Source organism: Pseudomonas sp. FP597 (assembly GCF_030687435.1).
In the GTDB taxonomy this organism is placed as follows: domain Bacteria; phylum Pseudomonadota; class Gammaproteobacteria; order Pseudomonadales; family Pseudomonadaceae; genus Aquipseudomonas; species Aquipseudomonas lactucae.
This window is the reverse complement of record NZ_CP117432.1, coordinates 4,046,421-4,058,726: the sequence shown is the minus strand read 5'-3', so window position 1 is coordinate 4,058,726 and position 12,306 is coordinate 4,046,421. Positions and strand designations below refer to the sequence as shown.

Sequence of the window (12,306 nt, the reverse complement as noted above, 5' to 3'; positions counted from 1 at the left end):
AGGCTCGTTTCCTTTCGCAGGTTTGCAAAGTTCGCAATGTACGCAATGTGCATGGACATAGTCAGACCGCCACGACAACGATGGCGCCGATCACCAGCACGGCACCGACCGCCATGGACGCTGCATACCAACGCAGTTGGCCGGTCTCGCTGCGGCTCAGGGCGGTATGACCGGCCTTGGCGGCACGCGGGATCAGGCCGATGGTCTGGTCGAGCGGGTCTTTGCGCAGTACATGGCTGATGGCGAGGTAAGGCTTGACGAACAGTTTGTCGTAGATCCAATCGAAGCCCCAGGCGGCGAACCACCAGGCCGACAGGAAACGGCCAATGCCACTGTTGGCCACGGCGGTCACGAAGCGACGCTTGCCGAGGAACAGCAGGGCCGCCAGCAGGATACCAGCGATGGCAATGGCGCCCGAGGCGATTTCCAGGCTGTGCTGGGCTTCGCCGCCGGCATGGCCGACGCTTTGTGGCAACACACCGTGCAGAGGCGGGGTGATCATCGCGCCGACGAAGGTCGACAGGATGATCAGCACCGACAAGGGCAACCAGTGGGAGATGCCGTGGCCTGCGTGCGCTTCGGTCTTGGCTTCACCGTGGAAGGTGATGAAGATCAGGCGGAAGGTGTACAGCGAGGTCATGAACGCACCCACCAGGCCTGCGTACAACAGGTTCTGGTTACCGCTGGCAAAGGCTTCCCAGAGGATTTCGTCCTTGGAGTAGAAACCGGCGGTCACCAGCGGCAGGGCGGCCAGGGCGGCACCACCGACGATGAAGCTGGCGTAGGCCAGTGGCAGTTTCTTCCACAGGCCGCCCATCTTGAAGATGTTCTGCTCGTGGTGGCAGGCGACGATCACCGCACCGGAAGCGAGGAACAGCAAAGCCTTGAAGAAGGCGTGGGTCATCAGGTGGAAGATCGCCGCGTCCCAGGCGCCAACGCCCAGGGCCAGGAACATGTAGCCGATCTGGCTCATGGTCGAGTAGGCGAGGATACGCTTGATGTCGGTCTGTACCAGGGCAGCGAAGCCGGCCAGTACCAAGGTCACGCCGCCAACGATACCTACAAGATGCAGGATGTCCGGCGCCAGGGTGAACAGGCCGTGGGTACGGGCGATCAGGTAGACACCGGCGGTGACCATCGTTGCGGCGTGAATCAGTGCCGACACCGGCGTAGGGCCGGCCATCGCATCCGCCAGCCAGGTTTGCAGCGGCAGTTGCGCGGATTTACCCACGGCGCCGCCCAGCAGCATCAGGGTGGCGAGGGTGATCCAGAAGTCGCCGACCTGGAATTTCTGCGGTGCCAGCACCAGCAGTTCCTGGATGTTCAGCGTGCCCACCTGTTGGAACAGGATGAACAGGCCGATGGCCATGAACACGTCGCCGATGCGCGTGACGATAAACGCCTTGAGTGCCGCGTTACCGTTGTTGCGGTTGCTGTAGTAGAAACCGATCAACAGGTACGAGCACAGGCCCACGCCTTCCCAACCGAAGTACAGGAACAACAGGTTATCGCCCAGCACCAGGAACAGCATGCTGGCGATAAACAGGTTGGTGTACGAGAAGAAGCGCGAGTAGCCCGCTTCACCGCGCATGTACCAGGACGCGAACAGGTGGATCAGAAAGCCTACACCCACCACCACGCCAAGCATGGTGATCGACAGGCCGTCGACGTAGAGGGCGAAGTTGGGCTTGAAGCCTTCCACCGACATCCACTGCCACAGCACCAGGGTGTAGTGACCGCCTTCCGGCGGCGCCACGTTGAATTGCCAGATGACGTAGGCGGCCACGATGGCCGACAGGCCGATCGAGCCCACGCCGACCAGGGCAGACAGGTTTTCCGACCAGCGTCCACGGGAGAACGACAGCAGCAGGAAACCGATCAGGGGAAATACGAAAGTCAGAAAGATCATGTTCATCCGCGCATCTCACTGGCAGCGTCGATATCAAGCGTGTGGAAGCGACGGTACAGCTGCAGCAGGATCGCCAGGCCAATACTGGCTTCGGCGGCTGCCAGGCTGATGACCAGGATGAACATGACTTGTCCATCCGGCTGGCCCCAACGTGCGCCCGCCACGATGAATGCCAGTGCCGCGGCGTTCATCATGATTTCCAGGCTCATCAACACGAACAGAATGTTACGGCGAACCATCAGGCCGACCAGGCCAAGGCAGAACAGGATGCCGGCGACCGCCAGACCATGCTCCAAAGGGATAGCAGGCATCGTCATTGCTCCTTGGCTTCGTTGCGGCCCAAGTGGAAGGCAGTGATGGCTGCGGCGAGCAGCAGCATCGAAGCCAGTTCGACCACCAGCAGGTACGGGCCGAACAGGCTGATGCCCACGGCTTTCGCGTCTACGGTGGTGTGGCCGATGGCCTGGCCGCTCTGGTGAGCGAACAGCACATACAGCAGTTCACCCAGCAGCAGGGCGGCGAGGACAACCGGGCCGAGCCAGATGCCGGGCTTGAGCCAGACGCGTTCCTGGGCGACCGAAGCCGGCCCCAGGTTAAGCATCATCACCACAAACACGAACAGCACCATGATGGCGCCGGCGTAGGCGATCACTTCCAGCACGCCGGCGAACGGTGCGCCGAGGCTGAAGAAGGTCATGGCCACGGCGATCAGCGAAATGATCAGGTAGAGCAGGGCGTGCACGGGGTTGGTGTTGGTGATCACGCGAAGCGTGGACACAACCGCGATACCCGATGCGAAATAGAAAGCGAATTCCATCTTTCTTCCTTAAGGCAGCAAGCTCTTCACGTTGATCGGCTCGGCTTCGTTTTGTGCGGCGCCTTTGGGCTTACCGGCAACGGCCATACCTGCAACACGATAGAAGTTGTAATCAGGGTTTTTACCGGGACCGGAGATCAGCAGATCTTCTTTCTCGTACACCAGGTCCTGACGTTTGAACTCGGCCATCTCGAAATCCGGCGTGAGCTGGATCGCGGTGGTCGGGCAAGCTTCCTCGCAAAGGCCGCAGAAAATGCAGCGCGAGAAGTTGATGCGGAAGAAGTCCGGGTACCAGCGACCGTCTTCGGTTTCAGCTTTCTGCAGGGAAATACAACCCACCGGGCACGCCACGGCGCACAGGTTGCAGGCTACGCAACGCTCTTCGCCATCGGGGTCGCGGGTGAGTACGATGCGGCCGCGATAGCGCGGCGGCAGGTACACCGCTTCTTCCGGGTATTGCAGGGTGTCGCGTTTGCGAAAGCCATGGCCGAAAACCATCACCAGGCTTCGCAACTGGGTACCGGTACCCTTAACGATGTCGCCAATATATTTGAACATGGGTCAAATCCTCACTGAACCGCGGCAGCTGGCGTGTTCAACAACACGACGGCAGCCGTCACCAGCAAATTGATCAGGGTCAGCGGCAGGCAGAATCTCCAGCTGAAATCCATCACCTGGTCATAGCGTGGGCGCGGAATCGAGGCGCGCAGCAGGATGAACAGCATGATGAAGAACGCGGTCTTCAGGAAGAACCAGAAGAAGGCCAACTGCGGCAGGATGCCGAACGGACCGTGCCAGCCGCCGAAGAACAGCGTCACCAGCAGGGCCGAGATCAAGATGATGCCGATGTACTCACCGACGAAGAACATGCCCCATTTCATGCCGGCATATTCAATGTGGTAACCGTCGGCCAGTTCCTGTTCCGCTTCCGGCTGGTCGAACGGGTGACGGTGAGTCACGGCCACGCCAGCGATGAAGAACGTACAAAAGCCAAAGAACTGCGGAATGATGAACCACAGGTTCTGTGCCTGGTACTCGACGATATCGCGCATGTTGAATGAACCAACCTGCACCACGATGCCCATCAGCGCCAACCCCATGAACACTTCATAGGATACGGTTTGCGCCGAGGCACGCAAGCTGCCCAGCAGGGCGAACTTGTTGTTGCTCGACCAACCGGCGAACAGCACCGCATAGACCGACAGGCCGGCCATGGCGAAGAAGAACAGCAGGCCGATGTTCAGGTCCGCCACGCCCCAGGTCGGGGTGATCGGGATGATCGCGAAAGCGATCAGCAAGGCGCTCATGGCCACGACCGGTGCCAGGGTGAAGATCACCTTGTCGGCAAACGGCGGGGTCCAGTCTTCCTTGAAGAACATTTTCAGCATGTCGGCGGCGATCTGGAACATGCCGAATGGGCCAACGCGGTTCGGACCGTAACGGTCCTGCCACCAGCCCAGCAGGCGACGTTCGACGAAGCTGAGCAGGGCGCCCGCCACGACCACGGCCAACAGGATAACGATGGCCTTGACCACCGAGATGATCACGTCAATTACTTCCGGCGTGAACCAAGTCATTGCGCTGCCTCCTGCAGACCGTCAACGGTAAGGCCTGCAATCGCAGGCGGGATGCCGGCGATGCCTTTTGGCAATGCAACCAGGCCGGCGCCCAACTCATCGTTGATGCGCAGCGGCAGACGCAGGGTCTGGCCGGCTACGTTGAGGCTGAGCAGGGCACCGTCGTTGACGCCCAGGCGATCGGCTTCGGACTTGGCCAAGGACACGTAAGCGGCGGGAATGCGCTGTTGAACCGGCGCGGCCTTGGAAGAGGTTTCTTCGCTGCCGAACAGGTGGAAGAACGGCACGACCTGCCAGGTGCCCGGTGCCGGGTTGAACGGGCGCGGTACGGCGCAGAACCAGTTCAGCGAGTCACCGCTGGTTTCGATCAGGCGGGTGCCTGGGTCGCCTGCGCGGATATGCCCACCGACTTCGTCCTGGAACTTGTTCCAGGCCTGCGGCGAGTTCCAGCCCGGCGACCAGGCGAACGGCACCTGCTGACGCGGTTCGGCCGAACCCGAGTAACCTTCCATGGAGAAGGCGAACGCGGTGTCGTTGTCTTGCGGGGTACGCGGTTCGTGCACGCTGATGTCGGCGCGCATGGCGGTCCGACCGGAGTAACGCAGCGGCTCACGCGCCAGCTTCAGGCCCTTGATGCGGAACGACGCGGACGGCGCGGCATCGACGATACGCGCCAGCTGCGGGGCACTGGAGGCCACGGCAGCGGTCACGTGGTCGAGCTGGGTCCAGTCGATCGGCTGGTTCAGCAGGGTGGCGCGCAGGGCATGCAGCCAGCGCCAGCCTTCGTGAACCAGGATGCTGGCGTCCATGTACTTCGGATCGAACACCTGGAAGAAGCGCTGGGCGCGGCCTTCCTGGCTGACCAGCGTGCCGTCGCCTTCGGCGAAGGTGGCGGCTGGCAGGACCAGATGGGCACGGTCGCTGGTGGCGGTCTTCTGGTGGTCGGCCACGATCAGCACCTTGGCGGCGTTGAGTGCAGCGTCGACCTTGGCCGCAGCGGTGCGGGTGTACAGGTCGTTTTCCAGCACCACGATGGCGTCGGCACGGCCGTCGGTCACTGCTTGCAGCGCAGCGTCCACGGACTCGCCACCGAGCATGGCCAGGCCAAGGCTGTTGGCTTCCGGCACCACCAGGCTGATGGAGCCGTTCTTGTCGCGCAGCTTCAAGGCCTTGGCGATGTTGGCGGCGGCTTCGATCAGTGCTTTTGAACCCAGGGAGGTGCCGGCGATGATCAGCGGGCGTTTGGCCGCCAGCAGGGCGTCGGCAATGCGTTGGGCCAGTTCGACGGCTTCAGTGTCCAGGCCTTCGACGGCAGGCGCGCTGGCGTCGAGGGCGTGGGCCACGGCGAAACCGATGCGCGCCAGGTCGTCCGGGGCGGCGTGCACGCACTCTTCGGCGATGTCGTCGAGCTTGGTTTCAGCCAGGCTTGCGATAAACAGCGGGTTCAGCGCGTGCTGGCCGATGTTCTTCACGGCGGCGTCGAGCCAAGGCTGTACGCGCATGGCGTCGGCCATTTCTTCGGCCTTGCCTTTGACCGACTGACGCAGGGACAGCGCAATACGCGCGGCGGTCTGGGTCAGGTCTTCACCGAGCACGAAGATGGCATCGTGGTCTTCGATGTCGCGCATGTTCGGCACGGGCAACGGGCTGTCGTTCAGCACTTGCAGGACCAGGCGGATGCGTTCCAGCTCACCGGCTTCGATGCCGCTGTAGAAGTGCTCGGCACCCACCAGTTCGCGCAACGCGTAGTTGCTTTCGAGGCTGGCGCGCGGCGAACCGATCCCCACGATGTTGCGGCCGCGCAGCAGGTCGGCGGCTTTATCCAGTGCCTCGTCCAGGCTCAGCTTGGCGCCATCGGCCAGCAATGGCTGGCGTGGACGGTCTTCGCGGTTGACGTAGCCATAGCCGAAACGGCCACGGTCGCACAGGAAGTACTGGTTGACCGAACCGTTGAAGCGGTTTTCGATACGACGCAGTTCACCGTAGCGCTCGCCCGGCGAGATGTTGCAACCGCTGGAGCAGCCATGGCAGATGCTCGGGGCGAATTGCATGTCCCACTTACGGTTGTAGCGCTCGGAGTGGGTCTTGTCGGTGAACACACCGGTCGGGCAGACCTCGGTGAGGTTGCCGGAGAACTCGCTCTCGAGCACGCCGTCTTCGACGCGACCGAAGTACACGTTGTCGTGGGCGCCGAATACGCCCAGGTCGGTACCGCCGGCGTAGTCTTTATAGAAACGCACACAGCGGTAGCAGGCGATGCAGCGGTTCATCTCGTGGGAAATGAACGGGCCGAGGTCCTGGTTCTGGTGAGTACGTTTGGTGAAGCGATAGCGGCGCTCGTTGTGGCCGGTCATCACCGTCATGTCTTGCAGGTGGCAGTGGCCGCCTTCCTCACAGACCGGGCAGTCGTGGGGGTGGTTGGTCATCAACCATTCGACAACGCTGGCGCGGAACGCCTTGGATTCTTCATCGTCGATGGAGATCCAGGTGTTGTCGGTGGCTGGGGTCATGCAGGACATGACGATACGACCACGGGTGTCGTTTTCGTCGGTGTATTGCTTGACCGCACACTGGCGACAGGCACCGACGCTACCGAGCGCGGGGTGCCAGCAGAAATACGGGATGTCGAGGCCGAGTGACAGACACGCCTGTAACAGGTTGTCCGCCCCATCGACTTCGAGCGCTTTGCCGTCTACGTGGATAGTGGCCATGGTTCAAAGTTCTTCGTTGGCCCGTTGTCAGCGGGCGTGGCTAATGGAATCTTGTTATTCATGTGCATCTACACAGCCTTTACGGCGTCAGCACATGAGCAAGGCGAAGAGCACGGGCCCTTCGCCTGTCTAAGCGTTACGCGCCGACTACGATCGGCCTCGCCAGAGGCGGGACGGCGGCGCTGGTTGGCGCGATGCCGGCTTCGAACTCCGAGCGGAAGTATTTGATTGCGCTGCCCAACGGCTCCACAGCGCCCGGTGCGTGAGCACAGAACGTCTTGCCTGGGCCGAGAAAACCGACCAAACCGAGCAGGGTTTCGATATCACCCTCGCGGCCTTCGCCGTTTTCCAGGGCCATCAGCAGCTTGACGCTCCATGGCAGGCCATCGCGGCATGGGGTGCAGAAGCCGCAGGATTCACGGGCAAAGAACTGCTCCATGTTGCGCAGCAGCGAGACCATGTTCACCGTGTTGTCGACCGCCATCGCCAGGCCGGTACCCATCCGGGTGCCCACCTTGCCGATGCCGCCTGCATACATTTGTGCGTCCAGGTGCTCGGGCAACAGGAAACCGGTACCGGCGCCGCCTGGCTGCCAGGCTTTCAGGGTGTAGCCGTCGCGCATGCCGCCGGCGTAGTCCTCGAACAGCTCGCGTGCGGTCACGCCGAACGGCAGCTCCCACAGGCCTGGGTTCTTGACCTTGCCGGAGAAGCCCATGAGCTTGGTGCCCATGTCTTCGCTGCCTTCGCGGGCCAACGATTTGTACCAGTCCACGCCGTCGGCGATGATCGCCGGCACGTTGCACAGGGTCTCGACGTTGTTCACGCAGGTCGGCTTGCCCCACACGCCGACGGCGGCGGGGAAGGGCGGCTTGGAGCGCGGGTTGGCGCGGCGGCCTTCGAGGGAGTTGATCAGTGCGGTTTCTTCGCCGCAGATATAACGCCCGGCGCCGGTGTGCACGAACAGTTCGAAGTCGAAACCGGAACCGAGGATGTTCTTGCCCAGCAGGCCGGCAGCCTTGGCTTCTTCCACGGCACGGTTGAGGTGCTTGGCGGCGGTGGTGTATTCGCCGCGCAGGAAGATATAGCCACGGTAGGTTTTCAGCGCGCGAGCACTGATCAGCATGCCTTCGATCAGCAGATGGGGCAGTTGCTCCATCAGCATGCGGTCTTTCCAGGTGTTGGGCTCCATTTCATCCGCGTTGCACAGCAGGTAACGGATGTTGATGGATTCGTCCTTGGGCATCAGGCCCCACTTCACGCCCGTGGGGAAGCCTGCACCGCCGCGGCCCTTGAGGCCGGCGTCTTTCACGGTCTGGACGATATCGTCCTGGGCCATGTCGGCGAAGGCTTTGCGCGCGGCGGCGTAACCGTTCTTGGCCTGGTATTCGTCGAGCCATACCGGCTCGGCATCGTCGCGCAGGCGCCAGGTCAGCGGATGGGTCTCAGGCGAACGCTTGATCAGGTTGGCCGGGCCGAAAGAAGTCAGGGTCATGGGTAGCCCTCGAGCAATTGGGTCACGCCAGCAGGCTGCACGTCACCGAATGTGTCGTCGTCGATCATCAACGCCGGCGCCTTGTCGCAGTTGCCCAGGCAGCACACCGGCAGCAGCGTGAAGCGGCCATCCGGGGTGGTCTGGCCGAGGCCGATGCCCAGCTTGTTCTGGATCTCGCTGACCACGGATTCGTGGCCGCCGATGTAGCAGACCATGCTGTCGCATACGCGAATGATGTGGCGGCCGACCGGCTGGCGGAAGATCTGGCTGTAGAACGTCGCCACGCCTTCAACGTCGCTGGCGGGGATGCCGAGGATCTCGCCGATGGCGTAGAGGGCGCCGTCGGGCACCCAGCCACGTTCCTTCTGGACGATCTTCAAGGCTTCGATCGACGCCGCGCGCGGGTCTTCGTAGTGATGCAGCTCGTGCTCGATGGCCGAGCGCTCGGTTTCACTCAAGGTGAAACGGTCTGTCTGGATAAGCGTGCTGTTCATGCTTAGCGGTCCACGTCGGCCATAACGAAATCGATACTACCCAGGTACGCAATCAAGTCCGCGACCATCTCGCCTTTGATCACCGAAGGGATCTGCTGCAAGTGGGCAAAGCTTGGGGTACGGATCCGGGTGCGGTAGCTCATGGTGCCGCCATCGCTCGTCAGGTAATAACTGTTGATACCCTTGGTCGCTTCGATCATCTGGAAGGATTCGTTGGCCGGCATCACCGGGCCCCACGAAACCTGCAGGAAGTGCGTGATCAGGGTTTCGATGTGTTGCAGCGTGCGCTCTTTGGGCGGCGGCGTGGTCAGCGGGTGATCCGCTTTGTAAGGACCTGCCGGCATGTTGCGCATGCACTGCTCGATGATCTTCAGGCTCTGGCGCATTTCTTCGACACGCACGATGCAGCGGTCGTAGGCATCGCCATTGGCCGCCAGCGGTACTTCGAATTCGAAGTTCTCGTAGCCGGAGTACGGGCGCGCTTTACGCAGGTCGAAGTCGCAACCGGTGGAACGCAGGCCTGCACCGGTGACGCCCCATTCCAGGGCCTCTTTGGTGTTGTACTGTGCGACGCCGATGGTGCGGCCTTTGAGGATGCTGTTGTCCAGGGCGGCTTTCTGGTACTCGTCCAGACGCTTGGGCATCCAGTCGATGAATTCCTTGACCAGGCGCTCCCAGCCGTTCGGCAGGTCGTGCGCCACGCCGCCGATACGGTACCAGGCCGGGTGCAGGCGGAAACCGGTGATGGCTTCGATGACCTTGTAGGCGCGCTGACGATCGGTGAAGGTGAAGAACACCGGGGTCATGGCGCCGACGTCCTGGATATAGGTACCCAGGAACAGCAGGTGGCTGGTGATCCGGAAGAACTCGGCCATCATGATGCGGATGGTGTCGACGCGGTCTGGCACCTTAATGCCGGCCAGCTTCTCGACCGAGAGCACGTACGGCAGGTTGTTCATCACGCCGCCGAGGTAGTCGATACGGTCGGTGTACGGGATGAAGCTGTGCCAGGACTGACGCTCGGCCATCTTCTCGGCACCACGGTGGTGGTAGCCGATGTCCGGTACGCAGTCGACGATTTCTTCGCCGTCCAATTGCAGGATGATACGGAAGGCGCCGTGAGCCGAAGGGTGGTTCGGGCCCAGGTTGAGGAACATGTAGTCCTCGTTGGTGCCGGAGCGCTTCATGCCCCAGTCTTCCGGACGGAAGCGCGCGGCTTCCTCTTCCAGCTGTTGCTTGGCCAGGTTGAGGCTGAACGGGTCGAATTCGGTGGCGCGGGCAGGGAAGTCCTTGCGCAGCGGATGACCTTCCCAGGTCGGCGGCATCATGATACGCGTCAGGTGCGGGTGGCCCGGGAAGTCGATCCCGAACATGTCCCAGACTTCGCGCTCGTACCAGCTGGCGTTCGGCCAGATACCGGTCACGGTCGGGACGCTCAGGTCGCTTTCGCTCAATGCGACCTTGATCATCACGTCGCTGTTACGTTCCAGCGACATCAGGTGGTAGAACACGGTGAAGTCGGCGCCGCTCGGCAAGCCCTGGCGCTTGGTGCGCAGACGCTCGTCCACGCCATGCAGGTCATAGAGCATGACGTACGGCTTGGGCAGGTTGCGCAGGAAGGTCAGGACTTCGACGAGCCTGGCACGCGCCACCCACAGCACCGGCATGCCGGTGCGTGTGGCCTGGGCGGTGAAGGCGTCAGGGCCAAAACGGTTATTGAGTTCGACAACCACATCCTGGTCGTCTGCCTTATAAGGCGGGATGTACAGAGCACTGCCTGTAGTCATGGTTTTTTATCGCTTTCGGTCAACGTAAAGAATGAGGCCAGGTTTTCGTTCTATAAAAGAAGCGGGCTGGATCAGACTTCGTCGGGGCTGCGCAGGTTGGTGACTGCGATTCGCTGTTCGCGGCGCTGTTCCTTTTGGGACGGCATCTCGGCGCGGTAAACGCCTTGATCGCCGACGACCCAGGACAGTGGGCGACGCTCCTTGCCAATCGATTCCTGCAGCAGCATCAAGCCTTGCAGGAATGCTTCAGGGCGGGGCGGGCAGCCAGGCACGTAGACGTCCACGGGCAGGAACTTGTCCACCCCTTGAACGACGGAGTAGATGTCGTACATGCCACCGGAGTTGGCGCACGAACCCATGGAGATAACCCATTTAGGTTCGAGCATTTGCTCATAGAGACGCTGGATGATCGGCGCCATCTTGATGAAGCAGGTACCGGCGATAACCATGAAATCCGCCTGGCGCGGCGATGCCCGGATAACCTCGGCGCCAAAGCGCGCGATGTCGTGGGGCGCCGTGAAGGCGGTGGTCATTTCCACGTAGCAGCACGAAAGGCCGAAGTTGTACGGCCACAGGGAGTTTTTACGCCCCCAGTTGACCGCGCCACTCAGCACGTCTTCCAGCTTGCCCATGTAGATGTTTTTGTGGACTTGATCTTCTAACGGGTCGGAAACGGTTTCCCGTTCGCCGATGGGGTACTGCTCGTTAGGAGCATCCGGGTCGATCCTGGTGAGATTGTATTGCATCGCCAAAGCCTCATTGTTTCAGCTTCGCTTGCCGCTTACGACGAGCTTCCGGAGCCCAGTCAAGGGCGCCCACTCGAAATAGGTAGACAAGGCCTGCCAACAGAATTGCTATGAAAACGAGGGCTTCGACGAATCCGGTCCAGCCGCTTTCGCGGACGGACACAGACCAGGCAAAGAGAAAAAGGGCTTCGATATCGAAGATCACGAACAGCATCGCGACCAGATAGAATTTGGCTGAGAGCCGCAAGCGGGCGCCACCTGTAGGTAGCATGCCGGATTCGAACGGTTCGTTTTTGCTGCGGCCCCAGGCTTTTGACCCGAGGAGGCTGGAGACGCCAAGCATGAAGGCGCAGAGGCCGACAACACCGAGGAGGAAAATGGCAAAGCCCCAGTTGTGGGCCATGAGTCCTGTCGCTTCGGTCATGCTGGAAATCCTTAACAGAGAGCAAAGGTCTCTGAGCTCGAAAAAGTAATGATGCAGTGACGATATGTCGCAGCGCAGTCAATCGCGTTGATTTTATGGCTAAACACCGGGCAAGTAAAATTGCGATAGCGAAATTATTCGTTGGAATAAGGACATAGTGCACCTCGATGGGGCTGCAACCCTTGCATGGTGGGCATTAGCGGGCATTTAATCAAATGTGTTTTGTTTAACCGGTAACGAAGCTTTTAAGCGCTAAATGATAATGAATATTGTTTGCGCGGAGGTTTAAGCGAATGTTTCTCGTGTGGCGCGGGAAGTTGCCGTTACTTGGTTGATTGTCGCTAGTTGC

The 12,306-nt window shown here is 61.1% G+C and carries 11 protein-coding genes; all 11 read right to left on the bottom strand.

Going from position 1 to position 12,306, the window contains the following annotated elements:
• Nucleotides 1-61 precede the first annotated feature (61 nt).
• Nucleotides 62-1,915 carry an NADH-quinone oxidoreductase subunit L gene (gene nuoL / locus PSH66_RS18425; RefSeq protein ID WP_141064413.1) on the bottom strand — a complete coding sequence of 618 codons (1,854 nt, stop codon included), beginning with the start codon at nt 1,913-1,915 and terminating at the stop codon, nt 62-64.
• A complete protein-coding gene (nuoK, locus tag PSH66_RS18420) occupies nt 1,912-2,220 on the bottom strand; it encodes an NADH-quinone oxidoreductase subunit NuoK (RefSeq protein ID WP_003174727.1) in 309 nt (102 codons plus the stop codon). Before nuoK ends, nuoL begins: the two co-directional genes overlap by 4 nt.
• 2 nt (nt 2,221-2,222) lie before the next feature.
• The gene (nuoJ, locus tag PSH66_RS18415; RefSeq protein WP_003174726.1) at nt 2,223-2,726 is read right to left on the bottom strand and encodes an NADH-quinone oxidoreductase subunit J; all 504 of its coding nucleotides are present in this window, start codon (nt 2,724-2,726) and stop codon (nt 2,223-2,225) included.
• 9 nt (nt 2,727-2,735) lie between these two features.
• A complete protein-coding gene (gene nuoI, locus PSH66_RS18410) occupies nt 2,736-3,284 on the bottom strand; it encodes an NADH-quinone oxidoreductase subunit NuoI (RefSeq protein WP_003174725.1) in 549 nt (182 codons plus the stop codon).
• Nucleotides 3,285-3,295: 11 nt separating this feature from the next.
• Nucleotides 3,296-4,303, bottom strand: coding sequence for an NADH-quinone oxidoreductase subunit NuoH (gene nuoH, locus PSH66_RS18405; RefSeq protein ID WP_003174724.1), 1,008 nt, complete (start codon nt 4,301-4,303; stop codon nt 3,296-3,298).
• The gene (nuoG, locus tag PSH66_RS18400) at nt 4,300-7,014 is read right to left on the bottom strand and encodes an NADH-quinone oxidoreductase subunit NuoG (RefSeq protein WP_305427404.1); all 2,715 of its coding nucleotides are present in this window, start codon (nt 7,012-7,014) and stop codon (nt 4,300-4,302) included. Before nuoG ends, nuoH begins: the two co-directional genes overlap by 4 nt.
• Nucleotides 7,015-7,150: 136 nt before the next feature.
• Entirely contained in the window at nt 7,151-8,506 is a 1,356-nt protein-coding gene (gene nuoF, locus PSH66_RS18395; RefSeq protein ID WP_003174722.1) for an NADH-quinone oxidoreductase subunit NuoF, read from the bottom strand.
• Nucleotides 8,503-9,000, bottom strand: a complete 498-nt coding sequence (gene nuoE, locus PSH66_RS18390; RefSeq protein ID WP_003174721.1) for an NADH-quinone oxidoreductase subunit NuoE — start codon at nt 8,998-9,000, stop codon at nt 8,503-8,505. The genes nuoF and nuoE overlap by 4 nt, the downstream gene beginning before the upstream one ends.
• A 2-nt stretch (nt 9,001-9,002) precedes the next feature.
• Complete coding sequence (gene nuoC / locus PSH66_RS18385; RefSeq protein WP_027606326.1) at nt 9,003-10,787, bottom strand: NADH-quinone oxidoreductase subunit C/D; 1,785 nt, start codon at nt 10,785-10,787, stop codon at nt 9,003-9,005.
• 71 nt (nt 10,788-10,858) lie between these two features.
• Nucleotides 10,859-11,533, bottom strand: coding sequence for an NADH-quinone oxidoreductase subunit B family protein (locus PSH66_RS18380; protein WP_003174719.1), 675 nt, complete (start codon nt 11,531-11,533; stop codon nt 10,859-10,861).
• A gap of 10 nt (nt 11,534-11,543) precedes the next feature.
• The gene (locus tag PSH66_RS18375; protein WP_003219575.1) at nt 11,544-11,957 is read right to left on the bottom strand and encodes an NADH-quinone oxidoreductase subunit A; all 414 of its coding nucleotides are present in this window, start codon (nt 11,955-11,957) and stop codon (nt 11,544-11,546) included.
• Nucleotides 11,958-12,306 lie beyond the last annotated feature (349 nt).

Excerpts from the sequence above, each read along its gene's own strand:
- nuoL (WP_141064413.1), bottom strand. The coding sequence starts at position 1,915 with ATGAACATGATCTTTCTGACTTTCGTATTTCCCCTGATCGGTTTCCTG.
- nuoK (WP_003174727.1), bottom strand. The coding sequence starts at position 2,220 with ATGCCTGCTATCCCTTTGGAGCATGGTCTGGCGGTCGCCGGCATCCTG.
- nuoJ (WP_003174726.1), bottom strand. The coding sequence starts at position 2,726 with ATGGAATTCGCTTTCTATTTCGCATCGGGTATCGCGGTTGTGTCCACG.
- nuoI (WP_003174725.1), bottom strand. The coding sequence starts at position 3,284 with ATGTTCAAATATATTGGCGACATCGTTAAGGGTACCGGTACCCAGTTG.
- nuoH (WP_003174724.1), bottom strand. The coding sequence starts at position 4,303 with ATGACTTGGTTCACGCCGGAAGTAATTGACGTGATCATCTCGGTGGTC.
- nuoG (WP_305427404.1), bottom strand. The coding sequence starts at position 7,014 with ATGGCCACTATCCACGTAGACGGCAAAGCGCTCGAAGTCGATGGGGCG.
- nuoF (WP_003174722.1), bottom strand. The coding sequence starts at position 8,506 with ATGACCCTGACTTCTTTCGGCCCGGCCAACCTGATCAAGCGTTCGCCT.
- nuoE (WP_003174721.1), bottom strand. The coding sequence starts at position 9,000 with ATGAACAGCACGCTTATCCAGACAGACCGTTTCACCTTGAGTGAAACC.
- nuoC (WP_027606326.1), bottom strand. The coding sequence starts at position 10,787 with ATGACTACAGGCAGTGCTCTGTACATCCCGCCTTATAAGGCAGACGAC.
- PSH66_RS18380 (WP_003174719.1), bottom strand. The coding sequence starts at position 11,533 with ATGCAATACAATCTCACCAGGATCGACCCGGATGCTCCTAACGAGCAG.
- PSH66_RS18375 (WP_003219575.1), bottom strand. The coding sequence starts at position 11,957 with ATGACCGAAGCGACAGGACTCATGGCCCACAACTGGGGCTTTGCCATT.